13 protein-coding genes are annotated in these 17,578 nt (G+C 62.2%); 10 read left to right on the top strand and 3 right to left on the bottom strand.

Features of this window, described 5'->3' with window-relative positions:
- Positions 1–4: 4 nt before the first annotated feature.
- Both polA and drt2 read left to right on the top strand, forming a co-directional pair.
- Positions 5–2,875, top strand: coding sequence for a DNA polymerase I (gene polA, locus G489_RS0115370; RefSeq protein ID WP_035872866.1), 2,871 nt, complete (start codon positions 5–7; stop codon positions 2,873–2,875).
- Positions 2,876–3,161: 286 nt separating this feature from the next.
- On the top strand, positions 3,162–4,475 hold the full coding sequence (gene drt2, locus G489_RS22335) for an antiviral reverse transcriptase Drt2 (RefSeq protein WP_081691619.1): 1,314 nt from the start codon (positions 3,162–3,164) through the stop codon (positions 4,473–4,475).
- Between the two features lie 166 nt (positions 4,476–4,641).
- On the opposite strand, the gene G489_RS0115375 is transcribed toward drt2, so the two are convergent.
- Positions 4,642–4,929: a GIY-YIG nuclease family protein gene (locus G489_RS0115375; RefSeq protein WP_029042264.1), complete on the bottom strand. Its 288-nt coding sequence runs from the start codon at positions 4,927–4,929 to the stop codon at positions 4,642–4,644.
- A gap of 1,599 nt (positions 4,930–6,528) precedes the next feature.
- Here G489_RS0115375 and G489_RS0115385 point away from each other — a divergent pair.
- A complete protein-coding gene (locus G489_RS0115385) occupies positions 6,529–7,011 on the top strand; it encodes a DUF1810 domain-containing protein (RefSeq protein WP_051332724.1) in 483 nt (160 codons plus the stop codon).
- A 239-nt stretch (positions 7,012–7,250) separates the two neighbouring features.
- Positions 7,251–7,913 carry an HAD family hydrolase gene (locus tag G489_RS20985; RefSeq protein ID WP_035872868.1) on the top strand — a complete coding sequence of 221 codons (663 nt, stop codon included), beginning with the start codon at positions 7,251–7,253 and terminating at the stop codon, positions 7,911–7,913.
- Positions 7,914–7,940: 27 nt separating this feature from the next.
- Here the strand turns inward: G489_RS20985 and G489_RS0115395 are convergent, their stop codons facing one another.
- On the bottom strand, positions 7,941–9,212 hold the full coding sequence (locus G489_RS0115395; RefSeq protein WP_051332710.1) for an MFS transporter: 1,272 nt from the start codon (positions 9,210–9,212) through the stop codon (positions 7,941–7,943).
- A gap of 129 nt (positions 9,213–9,341) precedes the next feature.
- On the opposite strand from G489_RS0115395, the gene G489_RS0115400 reads away from it, so the two are divergent.
- Positions 9,342–10,826 (top strand): choice-of-anchor I domain-containing protein, encoded by a 1,485-nt coding sequence (locus G489_RS0115400; protein ID WP_029042267.1) that lies wholly within the window; start codon positions 9,342–9,344, stop codon positions 10,824–10,826.
- A 216-nt stretch (positions 10,827–11,042) separates the two neighbouring features.
- Positions 11,043–11,672, top strand: coding sequence for a cell wall hydrolase (locus G489_RS20990; protein WP_051332711.1), 630 nt, complete (start codon positions 11,043–11,045; stop codon positions 11,670–11,672).
- A 192-nt stretch (positions 11,673–11,864) separates the two neighbouring features.
- Here the strand turns inward: G489_RS20990 and G489_RS0115410 are convergent, their stop codons facing one another.
- Positions 11,865–13,466: a phosphoenolpyruvate carboxykinase gene (locus tag G489_RS0115410; RefSeq protein ID WP_029042268.1), complete on the bottom strand. Its 1,602-nt coding sequence runs from the start codon at positions 13,464–13,466 to the stop codon at positions 11,865–11,867.
- A 521-nt stretch (positions 13,467–13,987) separates the two neighbouring features.
- Here G489_RS0115410 and G489_RS0115415 point away from each other — a divergent pair.
- The 4 genes from G489_RS0115415 (at position 13,988) to G489_RS0115430 (ending at position 17,578) form a co-directional block, all read left to right on the top strand.
- Positions 13,988–14,713, top strand: coding sequence for a response regulator transcription factor (locus G489_RS0115415; RefSeq protein ID WP_029042269.1), 726 nt, complete (start codon positions 13,988–13,990; stop codon positions 14,711–14,713).
- A 213-nt stretch (positions 14,714–14,926) separates the two neighbouring features.
- Positions 14,927–16,606 carry a stimulus-sensing domain-containing protein gene (locus tag G489_RS20995; protein WP_051332725.1) on the top strand — a complete coding sequence of 560 codons (1,680 nt, stop codon included), beginning with the start codon at positions 14,927–14,929 and terminating at the stop codon, positions 16,604–16,606.
- On the top strand, positions 16,603–17,076 hold the full coding sequence (locus tag G489_RS22020; RefSeq protein WP_081691620.1) for an HPr kinase/phosphorylase: 474 nt from the start codon (positions 16,603–16,605) through the stop codon (positions 17,074–17,076). Before G489_RS20995 ends, G489_RS22020 begins: the two co-directional genes overlap by 4 nt.
- 100 nt (positions 17,077–17,176) lie before the next feature.
- Positions 17,177–17,578 (top strand): PTS sugar transporter subunit IIA, encoded by a 402-nt coding sequence (locus tag G489_RS0115430; protein WP_029042270.1) that lies wholly within the window; start codon positions 17,177–17,179, stop codon positions 17,576–17,578.

Here is a 17,578-nt window from a genome sequence, read left to right on the forward strand (position 1 = left end):
CGCCATGCACCTTGTTCTCGTCGACGGCTCGACCTTCATTTTTCGCGCCTTTCATGCCCTGCCGCCCCTGTCGCGCAAGTCGGACGGGTTGCCCGTCGGCGCCGTCTCGGGCTTTTGCAACATGCTGTTCAAGCTGACCGAGGACCTCAAGGGTGCCGACGAGCCGACCCATATGGCGGTCATATTCGACCATTCGGGCAAGAGCTTCCGCAACGAGATCTATCCCGACTACAAGGGCCACCGGCCGGATGCGCCCGAAGACCTGATCCCGCAATTTCCCCTCACCCGCGAGGCGACCAAGGCCTTTTCCATCTCCTGCATCGAGCAGGAAGGCTATGAGGCCGACGACATCATCGCCACCTATGCCACCCAGGCCGCTGAAGCGGGGGGCAAGGTGACCATCGTGTCGACCGACAAGGATCTCATGCAGCTGGTGTCCGATCAGATATCGCTGCTCGATACGCTCAAGAACCGGGTGATCGATGCCGAGGCGGTGTTCGAGAAATTCGGGGTCGGGCCCGACAAGGTGATCGAGGTGCAGTCGCTTTCCGGGGACAGCGTCGACAATGTGCCCGGCGTGCCGGGGATCGGCATCAAGACCGCGGCCCAGCTGATCAATGAATATGGCGACCTTGAAAACCTTCTCGCGCATGCCGCCGAGATCAAGCAGAACAAACGGCGCGAAAACCTCATCGAATTCGCCGAGCAGGCGCGCATTTCGCATCAGCTCGTCACGCTGAAGAAAGACGTGCCGGTCGAGCACCCGATGGAGGACCTCGCCCGTCAGCCGATCGATGCCAAGGCGCTGATCCCCTTCCTCAAGGCGATGGAGTTCAACACCTTCACCCGCCGGGTAGCCGGGCTGCTCGATGCCGACCCCAATGAATTCGACGCCGACGACACGCTTTCCGCTGATGGCGGGGCGGCGGACGGGGCCGAGGCCGGGCGCACCGACATCGCCAATTCGGGCGGCGACCCGACCCCGGAGGAATTCGCCGAGCGCCAGGCTGCGAAGATCGCCGAGATCCCGGTCGATCACACCGGCTATGTGGCCATCACCGACATGGCGGTGCTCGAGAGCTGGATCGAGACCATCCGCTATCAGGGCTTTGTTTCGATCGATACCGAGACCACCGGGCTCGACAATCAGCGGGCCGGGCTTGTCGGCATCTGCCTTGCCACCGCGCCGGGCAAAGCCTGCTATATCCCCCTCGAACACACCGAGGGTGCCGACGATCTGCTCGGCGGCGGCCGTGCGCCGGACCAGCTCGACACCCGCGCCGTGATCGAGGCGCTCAAGCCGGTTCTCGAAGACCCCGGCATTTTGAAGATCGGGCAGAACCTCAAATACGATATGGGCATTCTCGCCCGCTACGGCATCGATCTTGCGCCCATCGACGACACCATGCTGATCGCCTATGCGCTCGATGGCGCGCGCAACAATGGCATGGATGCGCTGTCCGAGCGCTGGCTCAAGCATTCCCCGATCCCGTTCAAGGAGATTGCGGGCTCGGGCAAATCGATGAAGACCTTCAATGAGATCGACATCGAGACGGCGACGAAATACGCCGCCGAGGATGCCGATATCACCTTGCGGCTGTGGATGGTTTTGAAGCCCCGGCTGGTCGCGGAAGGCGCCACCACGCTTTACGAAACCCTCGAACGGCCCCTCGCCCCGGTGCTGGCGCGCATGGAGCGGCGCGGCATTTCGGTCGACCGGCAGATCCTCGCCCGGCTGTCGGGCGATTTCGCCCAGCGCGCCGCCGCGCTCGAAGCGGAAATCCACGAGCTGGCCGGCGAGAAGTTCAATGTCGGCTCGCCCAAGCAGTTGGGCGACATCCTGTTTGGCAAGATGGGGCTTGAAGGCGGCAAGAAGACCAAGACCGGCGCCTGGGCTACCGGCGCCAGCGCGCTCGATACCCTCGCCGCGGAAGGGCATGAACTGCCCCAGCGCGTGCTCGACTGGCGCGGGCTCACCAAGCTGAAATCCACCTATACGGATTCCCTGCCCGAACACATCAATCCCGAGACCAAGCGGGTGCACACTTCCTATTCGCAGGCCGCCGTCATCACCGGGCGGCTGTCCTCGAACGATCCCAACCTGCAGAACATTCCGGTGCGTTCCGAGGACGGGCGCAAGATCCGCACCGCCTTCGTTTCCGCGCCGGGCAAGAAGCTGATCTCGGCGGACTATTCCCAGATCGAGTTGCGGGTGCTGGCGCATATCGCCGATATCGATGCGCTCAAAAAGGCCTTCGAGGACGGTCTCGACATTCACGCCATGACCGCGTCCGAGATGTTCAACACCCCGGTTGAGGGCATGGATCCGATGATCCGCCGGCGCGCCAAGGCGATCAATTTCGGCATCATCTACGGCATTTCGGCCTTCGGTCTGGCCAACCAGCTCGGCATCTCCCGCAGTGAGGCCGGGGATTACATCAAGACCTATTTCGAGCGCTTTCCGGGCATCGAGGACTATATGGAAGCGCAAAAGAAGTTCGTGCGCGAGCATGGCTATGTCGAGACGATCTTCGGGCGCAAATGCCACTACCCCGACATCAACACCTCGAACCCCAATCACCGCGCCTTTTACGAGCGCGCCTCGATCAACGCGCCGATCCAGGGCTCGGCGGCAGACATCATCCGCCGCGCCATGATCCGCATGGAAGGGGTGCTGGAGAAATCATCTGTGCCCGCCGAAATGCTGTTGCAGGTGCACGATGAACTGATCTTCGAGGTGCCGGACGATGCCACCGACAAGGCCATCCCGCTGATCACCGAGGTGATGATCGGCGCCGCCGAACCGGCGGTGAAACTGCGCGTCCCGCTCCAGGTCGACGCCAAGGCGGCGGACAATTGGGAAGCGGCTCACTGAGTGAGGCGTGGCTGCTGCAGGTGTGCCTTCCACAAGAAATACTTTTCGGCACCCTTGAATAGTCCTCGGCAACCACTATCTTATTGCGGCCCTAGGCGCCCGGCCTAGGCGGCGTGTGTTTAGGACGGCAAGCGCAATTCGCGTTGCCGCCGCGAGTACAGTGGCGAAAGCCATCTCGTCTCCTCGACACATGGTGCTACTATAGCACACTAGGTAAGCAGCGAACGGATGCCTCGCATCGCGGAGTTAGGTAACAGAGCCGGGTGTCAGATGAACGGTATCACAGATGCCCGGCTCAGACCTACTTGATGATCTAGACAGCTTCGATCCCGAAACCGATGAATTCGTTCATCACGCGCTGACCAAGTCGAGATCTTACAAACATTTTGACGATCCACTCTCGGGCGACGACCTGGTATTGGATTTGTCTTCACACGACCCAACTCACAGATTCTTGCCGTTGTTGGGATTTACCGATTTTAGACGTCGCGTTGTTCGTAAATCCAATGGCTCTCTTGAAGTAAAAACGAAGCCGCGGCTCATTCGTTTTGCGTCTCACGGTGACGCTTCTTATCTTCAGGCATATTCAAGCTATCTTTCCGAGAAGTATGAGGCAGCTCTCCGAGAATTCGGGCTCTCGGAGAGAGTGCTGGCATATCGCCCAACTGGCAAGACGAATATCCATCATGCCAAGTCGTTATTCGATGAAATACGGAGCAACGAGAGCTGCGCCGTTATTGCAGTGGACATTTCGGGATTCTTTGATTCAATCAATCATACAATATTAAAGAATTCCTTGAAGTTCATATTAAAAACAAATCGACTTCAAGGTCATGACTGGACCGTTTTTAGGAATATTACCAAATATTCTTGGGTCGAATCGGAAGATCTTGACTTCATACTCGGCGCTAACCGATCGCGATTTGGACGCGTATGTAGTCAGTCAGACTTTAAGACACACGTGCGGGGTGTGAAGAATGGGTTAGTCCGGGTTCATGACCAACCATTCGGTATTCCTCAAGGTACACCCGTGTCAGGTCTCTACGCCAACATATACATGATTGAGTTTGACCGGATTATGGAAGATTTGACCAGCCGGGCTGGTGGATCATACAGACGATATTCAGATGACATTGCACTTGTACTACCCTCCAAAATAGACACGAAGGAGTGGATTGGATTAACTGAGAAAATTATTGCTGACTTTGAACTATGTTTATCTCCAGACAAGAGTGAAGTTTCACATTTTAGTGATCTTGGACAGAGTTGTGATCACGCAATTCAATACCTCGGGTTTACTTTTGATGGAGCGTCCACGTTGATTCGACCATCATCTATTGCCCGGTATCGAAATAAGATGGCGCGAGGCATTCATGCAAAGATGGTGGCTGCTAAGCTGAATAATGTGCCGCCCTCCAGGGTGTTCCAGCGAGAGGCACGCAGTAAGTATACACACCTGGGTCTGAGACGTAATTTTCTAACCTATGCGTATAGGGCTTCACGAATACTGGGTGCGCCAGAAATTCGGCAACAGGTCAAGCATCATGTTCGATGGTTTAATCGCGCATGGCAAAGGGAACAGCGCAGGGTATTTCGCTGATTCTGTCCGGCACATTTGAAGCATCGCAATGACTAAGACGGCTGAACTAAGCGGAGAAGCTGCGTCGCTCGTCACCCTCGGGCTTGCCCTTCGACAGGCTCAGGACGAGGGTCCATGATGAGGTGACGCGCGGGAAGCGGGCGTGAGTTCGTGCTTGCGCCCATCACTATCCCGAAATCCGGGGCCACAAATCCTCCCATTTCGGGTTCATTCCCTCGATCAGGTCCAGTTTCCATTGCCGAACCCAGCGCTTGAGGTTCTTCTCCCGCTGAATGGCCAGCGGCATGGTGGGAAGTTCTTCGAAATAGACGAGGGTTTTCACACCGTGTTGGCGGGTGAAGCCTTCCACCTCGCCTTCGCGGTGCTGCCAGATGCGACGCACGAGGTCGCTGGTGACGCCTACGTAGAGCGTCCCCCTCGGCTTGTTGGCCATGATGGTGACCCACCCGCTCATTGCCAGATTGAGAAGCGTCATGGACCCTCGGGTCTTACCCGCCTCGCGCCGGCGGGCTTTATTTTGCCTCGCGCCGGCGGGCTGCCCGAGGGTGACGAGGTGGGTGGAGGTGCGGGATGACAGTTTCACCGCGCTGTCCCGGCCTTGAGCCGGGACCTCGCGGAAAATGGTCCAGGCCCCGGATCAGGTCCGGGGCGGCCCGGGAGGATGCATCCCCAAGCCCTCACCCCGAGCCCTCATGGTGAGCGTGTCGAACCACGAAGGGCGAGGGCGTGGTTGGCGTGTGCCCCCACTTTCCCTCCCCCTTGCGGGGAGGGACGTTGAGCAGGATTTGGCAAGCCAAATCCGTCGCGAGACAGGGTGGGGGTGACTCTGCATGCTTCGCACCGGACGCGACTGGGTCTTTCCTTGAACCCCCCACCCGGCCCGGCTATGCCGGTCCACCCTCCCCGCGTTGGGGGAGGGTCTGGGCTGTGCCCACTTCACGGATGGAGTTGAGGGAACAATGAGTGGCCCCAATGTCACCTCCCCCTTGATGGGGGAGGATGGGTGGGGGTGGTGTTTCAGCCATTCGAGCGTAGCTCTCATGGCCTTTCTTCGCTCGCAAAGCTCCACCGGAGCTTTGCGTTGCCATCGGCAAACGCTCGAAAGTTATCCCCGCCCTCTGACACCCGATTATCATCTTCACACCTGCCGGCACGGAGCGAGGATGCATACGAGCCTTCCGCCGGAAAGGGTCCGGGTCCGATGGAGGTCGCTCCAGCGGAGGCCAAAACTGCGCCGGAGCCGGCTGCCGTCAAGGCGGCAGCGCACCGTGGAAACATGGCGGGGATTGACCCCAGCCCGTTGACGCAGTCCAAGCCCAAAACCCCGGATGAGAGAGGCGCAATGCGTCTCACTACTAATATTTGAGACGAGACGTTTTGCGCCTCTCTCCCGCTCTACCTGTTTGAACCTTGGAGACGTCAGTCTGCCGGGCCTGTTGAGGTGTGCACACGAAGCCAGGAAGCAGCGAATGGCGGAAAGCGATACCCCACATGTCTTCGTCATGCTCGGGCAGCCTGCCGGCGTGAGGCAGTCAAATTCGCGAGCATCCATGATGAGATGCCACGCGGGAGACGCGTGCGACCAATCGGTACCGCCGAACCACATGCGATGCCTCATGGACCCTCGGGTCTTACCCTCCTCACGCCGGCGGGCTGCCCGAGGGTGACGACGAGGGAAGCGGTGCCCAAATCTCCACCCTCACCCTGAGCCCTCATGGTGAGCCTCCTGAGCCTGTCGAAGGGCGAACCACGAAGGGCGAGGGCGGAGACAAGGAAACAGGAGACCGCCAGGGTGCCCGAAAGGAGACCAGTGCCCGCGGCACAAGCGCCGGTCCGTAAATAGCCGGATCGCCAATTTCCTTGCCGGGACGTTAACGTGAGGGTCAACCAATGAGTTGATCCCGCTCGCTTTCCGGTTGAGCTAGGTTGTGGTCATGACGTTGGCCCGCGAGCGCCCGAGGGCACGAGCATGCAGATGCAGATCAAGCGGGACATCAAATCCGGCACCAGGATCGTGAGCGGACCCCGCACGCCATGCGACGAGTGGAGGCAGATGAGCAGTTCAGCCAGCGCGCGCCTGACCCGCCCGGCCTATGATTTCAGCCATTTTCTCACCGCGCAGGACAAGGTGTTCGACACGGTGATGAAAGAGTTGCGCGCGGGGAAAAAGCGCAGCCACTGGATGTGGTTCATCTTTCCGCAGATTGCCGGGCTCGGCGGCTCGCCGATGTCGCAGCGGTTCGCGCTGCACAGCCTTGCGGAAGCCGGGGCGTATCTCGATCATCCGGTGCTCGGCGCGCGGTTGCGGGCGGCAACCATGGCGGTTCTCGCCCATGCGGGACCGGCGGATGGCGACGGGCCACCCGAACGCCGCGCCAATGAGATATTCGGCTCTCCCGACGATCTCAAATTCCAGTCCTCGATGACGCTGTTTCATCGGGTCGTGCCCGATGACGGGATGTTCTGGAAGCCGCTGGCGGCGTTCTATGACGGGCATCAGGACTATGCGACATTGCGGCGGCTGGGGCTCGAATAGGGTCGGGGGGCCTTGTCCCCTCGGGCAAGGCCGGTGTTAATCTCGTGAGCGGCAGACTGGCGTTGGTCAGGTGGCGGCCCCACATGGATGCGAGGATCAGGGTGGCAGGCAGGGACCGGGCCCTCCCCTCGACACAAGGCCGCCGTCGCGGTAACAGGCCGCTTGCCTGATCTGTCTGCCTGATCTGCTCGCCCGATCTGCTCGCCTGATCTGCCTGCCCCGACCCGTAAGGACCCGCCATGCTCAATGATATCGACGCCGCCGTTTTCGACATGGACGGGGTGCTGATCGATACCGAGCCGCTCTATCAGCGCGCCGAGATCGCCGCGGCGGCCGAGCTCGGCTTCGAGATGAGCGTGGCGCTGTCGGAAAGGATGATCGGCGCGCCGCACGATGTGGGCCGGGCGCTGTTGACCGACGCGTTTGGCGCCAATTTCCCGGTCGATGAGTTCAACCGGCTGTGCCATGCCGAGGTCGAGGCGGCTTTCCGGGAGACCCTGCCGGTCAAGCCCGGCGTCATCGATCTGCTCGAGGCGCTCAAGGCGAGCGGGTTCGGGCGGGCTGTCGCCACCTCGACCGCCTCGCCCGCGGCGCCCGACCGGCTGCGCGCCGTGGGGCTGTTCGATTATTTCGACACGGTGGTGACGCGCAATGACGTCAGCCGCGGCAAGCCGCATCCCGATCCGTTCCTGACCGCCGCGGCGCGGCTCGGGGTGGAACCCGGGCGGTGCCTCGCCTTCGAGGATTCGCATAATGGCGTGCGCTCGGCGCATGCGGCGGGGATGCGGGTGATCATGGTGCCGGACCTGTTGCCCGCCACCCCCGAGATCCGGGCGATGTGCCACGCGGTGATGGACAGCCTCACCGCCTTCCGGCTTGCCGCGTTCGAGGCGGCGGAGTAAGGCGCGAGCGGAGACCGGGCGTGAAACTCACCCCCGGATCGATTTGACCCGCGCGGCGAGCCTTGGCCCGAGCGCCAGGTAGACCCCGGACACCGCGATGCAGTAGATCGCGAAACCCGGGCCCTGCTGCGGCAGGGTTGTCCCCGCATCCATCAGCACCCCGACAATCCCCGGCCCGAGCGCCGAGGCGAGCACCATCGCCGATGTGGCGAGCGCACGAATGGCGCCGAGATGGGCGGTGCCGTAGACCTCGGCCCACAGCGCGTTCATGGTCGAGCCGACCATGCCACCCGAGGCGCCGGCCAGGGCAAAGAAGACCGGGATGCTGGCGGGGTGATCGGTGGCCCACAGCACGAGGCAGGCCAGCGAGAAGGGCACAAGCAGGAAAGGCAGGAGCCGGTGGGCGCCATAGCGGTCGATCAGGCTGCCGGCAATGAGCCCGGAGACCACCGCGACCCCGGACATGACCGGGATCGAGCCGGTGAACAAAAGAAGCGACCAGCCCTTGGAGACGACCAGCGAGGACTGGTGGAAGAAGATCGCGGTCGACAGCGCGGGCATGGCCACCACGCCGGTGAGCACCGGCCAGAACAGGGGATCGCGCAGCACCTGGCCGCGGGTCCACTGGGCGCCGGTCGGGGCGCCGGTGTCCGCGGCGTCGGGGTTGATGTCGCCACGGGCCTTGGCGCGCTTGCCGTCGGGCTCATCGGAGAACAGCCACAAGAGCAGCGGGATGAAAACGACGATCAGGACGAGGCCGGCAACCAGCCAGACATTGCGCCAACCCAAGGCGACGATGCCGAGGGCCAGCAGGAAGGGCAGCGTCGCCTCGCCGGTTGAAAAGCCGAGCTGGGCCATGGCGAGGGCCCGCCCGCGGAAGCGATTGAACCAGCGGGTCATGGTGGTGGCGGCGACATGGGCGGTCATGCCCTGGCCGAAAAACCTTAGCGCGAAGATGGCAAAGCCGAGTGCGAAGATCGAATTGACCTGGGTCATGCCGAAGGCGGTCAGCCCGAGCCCGCCCACGGTGATGGGGAGCAGAAGGCGCGGAGAGAATTTGTCGGCCAGCGTGCCGGCCCAGACAAGGCAGATCGCCGAACCCAGGGTCGCAATAGTGTAGAGGAAGCCATATTCGCCCGCGCTCAGCCCGAACTCGCCGCGGATCTGGGCGCCAAACACGGCGATAAAGACCGTCTGCCCGCCCATCGAGGCGAAGGCGCCGGTGAACCCGCCGGCGATCCACTGCCATTGACGGCGGGTCAGTTCGCGAAGCGGGGGAGAAGGTGCGGCGAGGGACATGGCTGTTTCCGAGGCGTTGGCACCGGCTTTCGGCGCAGTGTTGCGTTGTCAGCGCGGCTTTGCCACTCTTTGCGATACCGGCAAGATCCGGCGGCAAGACCGGACGGCTGGTATCAGGGAGGAGAGACCATGCATCCGTTCGTGGCCGCGGCGGCAGGCCTTTGGCTGGTGGCAGCGCTGAGCGCTTCGGCCACCGCCGTGGAGCTGACGCCTGTCAGTGAGATCTTGACGCAAACGCCCGGCGCGGTGGCTGACTTCGCCCATGCGCCGGATGAGAATGCAGTCTACGTGCTGGACGGCCCGAAACAGGCCGTAACCCGATATAAGCTTGAGCCCGGTGGATTGGTCAAGAGTGCTGCCTGGCCTTTGACGGGGAAAGGCACGGCCATCGCCACCGCGCCCGGACGGGTCCTGGTGACCGAAGCGGGCGAAGGGCCCGCCACGGCAGGTCGGCTGGTGGCTTTCTCCGCCGAGGGCGAAATGGTCGGCAGCGTGCCCGCCGGCATCAATCCGGTGGACATCGCGGTCTCGCCCGACGGGCTTATGGCAGCGATTGCCAACGCCGGCATCCGCCTGCCGGATGGCACGGATCCGGAAGGCTCGATATCGCTGATCGATCTGGGTGCCATGACGGGAACCGAAATCGGTTTCGGCGATGTTGACCCGGAGGCGTTCGATATTTCGATTCACCGTGCGGCCCCGCAAGGCACGGAGTGGGCCGCGGCGCTCGAACCGCGCAGCGTGAGCTTTTCGCCGGACAGTGCGCGTGTGCTGGCACTTCTCCCCGCCAATAATGGCGCGGTTATCATAGACGCCATGACAGGTGACAGAAGCGCTCCCATCGGCCTCGGCTTTCAGGATTTTTCCGGGTTTCCCGCCGATCTCTCCGACCGGGACGACCGCATCCGGCTGACCAACTGGCCGGTGCGGTCCATGCGCCAGCCTCTTGCCGCGGCGGCGCTTTCCCATCGCGGCCGATCTTATTTCGTGACCGCCAATACCGGCATGCCGCGCACAGGAGAGGTCTATGACGAAACGGTCCGCGCAGGCACCCTTCAAATCGACCCCGTGATCTTTCCCGGTCCCGATGCGCTGTTGAGCGAAGAGCAGCTCGGCCGGCTTATGGTCAGTGCCGAGCGCGGCGATCAGGACGGGGATAGCGACAATGATACGCTTTATGCCTTTGGCGGGCGGTCCTTCTCGATCCTGTCGGCAGACGGCGCCATCACCTTTGACAGCGGCGCACGGATCGCGCGGCATCTGGCTGCGGCGGAGCCCGAACGGTTCAATGCGGATGCAGCCGGCACGGTGGATGCCGCCTCACCAGAAAGCGGCAATGCGCCTTCAGCCATCGCGGTGCTGGAACGGTTCGGCCATCGCTATGTGTTCGTGGGGCTCAGGGACATTGCCGGCATCGCCGTTTTCGATGTCATCCACCCCCGATTTGCCCGCTGGGCCGGGTTCATTCCGCTCAATCCGGACGGCGAACATCGCCATGCCGGATTGCAGAAACTGGAGGTCGCCATCGTGCCGGACGGGGCCGGCGGGGCGACCGAATATCTGTTGGCGGCATTTGAACGAAGTGGTTCGCTGGTGCTTTACCAGATCGACTGAGCGGGGGTGTTCGCCCCGGCCTCCACTACCTAAAACTGCGATTCGTTAATCTCCCGCCGCCACAGGGCCAGGCCGTAGGGCTTGATTTCAGGGTGAAATTTTGAATTAACCTTTCCTTAACAGCACGGTCGCATTAAGGTAAACATGTCGTTAATGTGCGGGCTGCTGACCGGCAAGGTGCCGGTTTCGGGGTTCGGGTTGCAATAACGGGGCGGTATGACGCGGGACAGGCGCCATTCCTTTAGGGGAATTATTCTTGAAACGGGCCAGCGGATTCTCGCTGCGGTTTCGCTCGTTCTGTCGGCAGCGCTCGTGCTGGTTCTGACCCTCTCGCCCGCCATGGCGGACAGCCCCCTCACCGAAGATCTCCTCAAGGCCTATGTCGCCAAGGGCTACACGCCTACCACCCAGCGGGTTGAAATCGCTGCACGGGAACGGCGCTGCCTGGCGCAGGCGATCTATCACGAAGCGCGCGGCGAGCCTGAAGAAGGCCAGCGCGCCGTCGGCCAGGTCATCCTCAACCGGGTGATCAACCGCAATTACCCCAATGCGGTTTGCGATGTGGTGTTCCAGAACGCGGAACGGCGTAATCGCTGCCAGTTCTCCTTCGCCTGCGACGGGCGGTCGGACGATGGCGGCAATGGTAACCGCATCGTGCGGGAAAGCTGGGTGCGGGCGAACCTGATTGCTGAAGCCATGTATAGCCGCTTCCAGCGCAATGAGGAGCTCGACGATCTGCCCCAATCGGTGCTGTTCTACCACGCCAAGCGGGTCAATCCGAAATGGGCCAGCGCTTATCAGCCCGTCGCCTCGATCGGCCAGCACGTCTTCTACGCCGGCCTCTAGGCCGCCCCGACAGAACCGTAGCCGCCTCGGCAATCCCGTCTCCCGTCGAACATGGTCTTCACCGGTCGTGCCGGACCTCGGCCGGTTGTCCTGTTGCCGACCGGTGCAGGCAAAAACGGCGCGGACTAATCCGCGCCGCCGAGATCGGGCTTATGATGGGAGGCGATGGACGCCTCCCCAGTTCGTTCCGGTTCAGGCTGCCGAGCTGGCCTTGGGCCCTGCTTCAGCGAGGTCCTGCGCCACCTCGCCGAACTTGGCGAAGTTCTCGATGAAGAGATTGACCAGCATCCTGGCCTGGGCGTCATAGGCATCCTTGTCCGACCAGCGCGAGCGCGGGTCGAGGATGTCGGCACGCACGGTCTCCATTTCCACCGGCACAGTGAAGCCGAAGAACGGATCGGTGCGCATCGGCGCCGACCGCAAAGAGCCGTTGATGGCCGCGGTCAGAAGACGGCGCGAGGTCGAGATCGAGATGCGCTTGCCCACGCCATAGGCACCACCGGTCCAGCCGGTATTGAGGAGCCAGCAATCGGCGCCGCTTTCCTCGAGCCGCTTTTTCAGCATCTCGCCATAGACCGTCGGGTGCAGGGCCATGAAGGGCGCGCCAAAGCAGGCCGAGAAGGTGGCCTGGGGCTCGGTGACCCCGCGCTCGGTGCCCGCCACCTTGGCAGTGTAGCCGGACAGGAAGTGATAGATGGCCTGTTCCGGGGTCAGCTTGGCGATCGGCGGCATGACGCCGAAGGCATCCGCGGTCAGGAAGATCACGGTTTTCGGCGGAGCACCGACGCCGCTTTCCGAGACGTTCTCGAGCGCGGTCAGGGGATAGGCGGTGCGGGTATTCTCGGTCAGCGAGACATCATCGAAATCAGGGATCGCGGTGTCCTTGTCGATGATGACGTTTTCGAGAATGGTCGCAAACTTTTCGGTTGCCCCGAAGATTTCGGGCTCGGCCTCACGCGAAAGCTTGACGGTCTTGGCGTAGCAGCCGCCCTCGATGTTGAAGATGCCGCGTTCCGACCAGCCATGCTCGTCGTCGCCGATCAGTGCCCGGGCCGGATCGGTCGAAAGCGTTGTCTTGCCGGTGCCCGAAAGCCCGAAGAACAGCGCGGTCTCGCCGGTGGCCGAGGTGTTGGCCGAGCAGTGCATGGGAAACACGTCCTTGGCGGGCGCGTGGTAGTTGAACAGCGAGAACACCGACTTCTTGATTTCGCCGGCATAGGCGGTGCCGCCGATGAGCACGATATTGCGGGTGAAATCGCAGGCAATCACGGTCTCGGTGCGGGTGTTGTGCCGGGCCGGATCGGCCTTGAAGCCGGGGGCATGCACGATGGTGACATTCGGCTCGAAACCGGCAAGATCGCCGCGCTCGGGGCGGATCAGCAGGTTGCGGATGAACAGGGCATGCCAGGCGCTCGGGGAATAGACCTCGACATTGAAGCGGTGCTCGGTATCGGCCCCGGCATAAAGCTGCTGGAGGAAGATGTCCTCGCCCTTCAAGAATTCGGTCATGTCGGCGAGAAGGGTGTCGAAATCCGCCGGCGTCATCGCCTTGGCGTTGTCCCACCACACCTTGTCATGGGTGTTTTCATCGTCGACGATGAACTTGTCCTTGGCCGAGCGGCCCGTATGTTCGCCGGTGGTCGCCACCACCGCGCCATGGGCCGTAAACTCGGTCTCCCCACGCTGGATGCTAAAATAGACAAGACGAGCCGCGATATCGTTGGCGTAAAACGAACCGGCGTTCCGGCCGATCTGTTCACCTAACTGCTTATTGCTGATGCTGGTCATCGTCATGTCCATTCGATTTGACTTAAGTTGAACAAAAAAGGCTGCCCTCGGACAACCTCTTCGCTGGGCAGATTACAGCGCCGATATGGCGCGCGTGCTGCTGGCGCGTCCATAGACCGACCGGTTGATGCTGTCCACGTCCGGGGACCCGATTCCGACCAAGTAAACGATTACAAGCAAGAGCCCGGCGCCGATTTTTTCTTCAAAGCCCTATGGTATCGATCCCATGACACATAACGAAATGCCGAAATCGACTTGCCGGTCCCGGCCAGCGGGGTCCACACGACCAGTGCGGCGTTTTCATTGCGGATCTGTGGCGCGGATATCCCGGCAACGGGGTGGAACCGAATGCCTGTCGGCAGCGTCATGCACCGGTTGCGCCAGCGCCTTTGACGCCGCCCGTGAGACTTGCGAAGTGCTTGAAGCGTCATAATTTGTACGTATTCAGGTTGGCAAAGGGCTGATACGCACAAGCGGGCGGGCGCGAAACCTGATAGGTTTGCCTCACAGGCTCGAAAGGATCTTTGATGCCGAAAATCACCCTCGTCGACGACGACCGCAATATTCTGGCCTCGGTTTCGATGACCCTCGAATCCGAAGGCTATTCGGTCGCCACCTATACCGATGGTGCCTCAGGGCTCGAAGGGCTGACCAATGACAGGCCGGACCTTGCCATTCTCGATATCAAGATGCCGCGCATGGATGGCATGGAGCTGTTGCGCCGCCTGCGCCAGAAATCTGATGTGCCGGTGATCTTCCTCACCTCCAAGGATGAGGAAATCGACGAATTGTTCGGCCTCAAGATGGGCGCGGACGATTTCATCACCAAGCCGTTCTCCCAGCGTCTTCTGGTCGAGCGGGTCAAAGCGGTGCTGCGGCGCGCCCAGGCCCGTGAAGGTTCGCCCACCGGCAATGCCACGGGGACCGGCGGCGCGGCGGATAATGCCGGCAAGACCATTCTCGAACGGGGCAACCTGGTCATGGATCAGGAGCGGCACACCTGCACCTGGAAGGGCGAGCGGGTGACACTGACCGTTACCGAATTCCTGATCCTGTTCGCGCTCGCGCAGCGGCCCGGCGTCGTCAAGAGCCGGAACGCGCTGATGGATGCGGCCTATGACGATCAGGTCTATGTCGATGACCGCACGATCGACAGCCATATCAAGCGGCTGCGCAAGAAGTTCAAAGCGGTCGACGACAGCTTCGAGATGATCGAAACGCTCTATGGCGTCGGCTACCGGTTCAAGGAGTAAGGATTGGCGCTGACCGATCGCGATGACCGTCCTGCCGCCACCGGGCGGCCGGCCAACCGGCCGGTGCCGGTGACCGCATCGGCACGCGCATCGGCCCACGATTCCGGCTCTGCGACCGCCGACGGCTTCGAAGATGCCTTTGAGGAAACCGCCGAAGGGGGCAGCAGCGAAACCACGCGCCGCCGGCGCCCGGCACCGCGGCAGATCCCCGATATGGTCTGGCGCGGCCTCAGGCGGGTGCTCGCGGTCACGATTTTTTCCTCGCTGACGCGGCGGATCGTGTTCCTCAACCTTGCAGCGCTGGTGGCGCTGGTCGGGGCGGTGCTCTATCTCAACGATTTCCGTGCAGGGCTGATCGATGCGCGGGTGCAATCGCTTCGCACCCAGGGCGAGATCATCGCCGGCGCCATTGCCTCCTCGGCGACCATCGATTCCGACGTCATCACCATCAATCCCGACCGTTTCCTGCAATTGCAGGGCGACGAACCGGTTTCTTCGTTTTCGTTCTTCGATCCAACGCTTGAGTTTCCGATCAATCCCGAGCGGGTGGCGCCGCTGTTGCGCAACCTCGTGACTCCGACGGGCACTCGGGCCCGAATTTACGACCGCAACGGGTTCCTGATCCTTGACAGCGAAAACATCTTTGCGCGCGGCGAAGTGCTGTCGCCCGAAGAGCAACCCGAACCCGAGCGCAACGAGTTCTTCCTTTCCGCCTTCTGGAACCAGGTGTTCCGCTGGCTCGGGTCGGGGGATTACCCGACCTATCAGGAATACGGGCCGGATGAAGGCAAGCGCTATCCGGAAGTCGCTACGGCATTCGATGGCCGCCCGGCGGCCATTGTGCGCGTCAACCAGACAGGTCGACTGGTGGTCTCGGTCGCGGTACCGATCAACCGGCTCCGGGCCAATGTCGGTGTGCTGCTGCTCTCGACCCAGCCTGGCGATATCGACGATGTCGTCGAGGCGGAACGCTGGAGCATCGTGCGGGTCGCGCTGGTTGCGGCGGTGATCACCACGCTCGTTTCGCTGTTCATGGCCGGCACCATCGCCGGGCCGATGCGCCGGCTTTCGGCGGCGGCCAAACGGGTTCAGGCGGCGCGGCATGACCGCGAGCAGATTCCTGACTTTTCCGAGCGCACCGACGAGATCGGCGACCTGTCGGGGTCACTGAGGGACATGACCAATGCGCTTTATGCGCGGATCGACGCCATTGAGCGCTTTGCCGCCGATGTCGCGCATGAACTCAAGAACCCGCTGACCTCGCTTCGCAGCGCTGTCGAGACCCTGCCGCTGGCCCGCACACCGGCGGACCGCGAGCGGCTGGCCGATATCATCCAGCACGATGTGCGCCGGCTCGACCGGCTGATCTCGGACATCTCGAGCGCCTCGCGGCTCGATGCGGAACTCGCGCGCGAAGACGCCGAGCCGGTCGATCTGGGCCGGCTGCTCGAAACCATCGTTGCCATCCAGACCGATCTGGCGACTTCACGCGAAGTGACCATCGATCTCGACCTCGCAACGGATGGCAAGGACGGGCTGTGGGTCGAGGGCCATGATGTGCGGCTCGGCCAGGTCTTCACCAATCTGATTGACAATGCCGTGTCGTTCTCGCCCGAAAACAGCACCGTCAGCGTCGCCGCCAGCCGCAAGGGCGATATGTGGCGGGTGACGGTGAGCGATGAAGGCCCCGGGATCACGGGCGAGGCGGACAAGGTCTTCGCCCGCTTTTATACCGACCGGCCCGAATCCGAGGGCTTTGGCAATCACTCGGGCCTCGGGCTGTCGATCTCGCGGCAGATCGTGGAGGCGCATGGCGGTACGATTATCGCCGGCAATCGCAGCGATCGCAGCGGGGCGGTGTTCACGGTCGAATTGCCGCGCGCCGGCGCATGAGAGTTCCCGCTTCCCTGCATGCCACGACCCTTGTCTTTGACGGGATCGGGGTGATGATCACCGGCCCTTCGGGGGCGGGCAAATCGCTTCTGGCGCTCGACCTGATCGACCATGGCAAGCTGGCCGGCGTTGAAACAGCGCTCGTCGCCGACGATCTGACACTGCTCAGCGTCGCCGAAGGGCGGCTGATGGCCGCAGTGCGCGAAGGGTTCGAAGGGCAGATCGAACTCAGGGGGCGGGGCATTGTTTCACGTGCCTTTGCCGCGCCTTCGGGCATCGATCTGGTGATCGACCTGGTGGACAGATATGACCGCCTGCCGCCTGAATCCGCGTTTGAAACCGCGATCGGCGAAGTGCGGCTCCGGCGTGCGCCCGTGCCGGTCCGGGGCCATGCCGATCCCGTGCATCAGAGGCTTCTGGTGCTGGAGGCGATCCATGCCTGCCGGGGATCACGGGAAAAAAGCACTTGAAACTGGCCCCCACCCCCGCCAAGACTCTGCCTTCCGGTACTGTGACGGGTCTCAGATACACAGTCTTTTTGGCAGGCAGGTCGGCAGGTAAGGGCGGCATATGATTGGCATGGTTCTGGTGACCCATGGTGGCTTGGCGCAAGAATTCCGCGCCGCTCTTGAACACGTCGTGGGGCCGCAGAGCCAGTGCGAGACAGTGTCGATCGGACCGGATGACGACATGGAAGTGCGCCGCAACGACATCCTGCAGGCCGTGGGCGCGGTCGATAGCGGCCAGGGCGTGGTGATCCTCACCGACATGTTTGGCGGTACGCCGTCGAACCTTGCCATCTCGGTGATGGACGGACGCGATGTCGAGGTCATTGCCGGGGTCAATCTGCCGATGCTGATCAAGCTGGCGCGAGTGCGCGGCGATACGGATATTCGCACCGCGGTACGCGACGCCCAGGAGGCGGGCCGCAAATATATCAACGTCGCCAACGACGTGCTGGGCAAGGGTTGA

Origin of the sequence: Cucumibacter marinus DSM 18995 (assembly GCF_000429865.1) — a bacterium.
GTDB classification, from domain to species: domain Bacteria; phylum Pseudomonadota; class Alphaproteobacteria; order Rhizobiales; family Devosiaceae; genus Cucumibacter; species Cucumibacter marinus.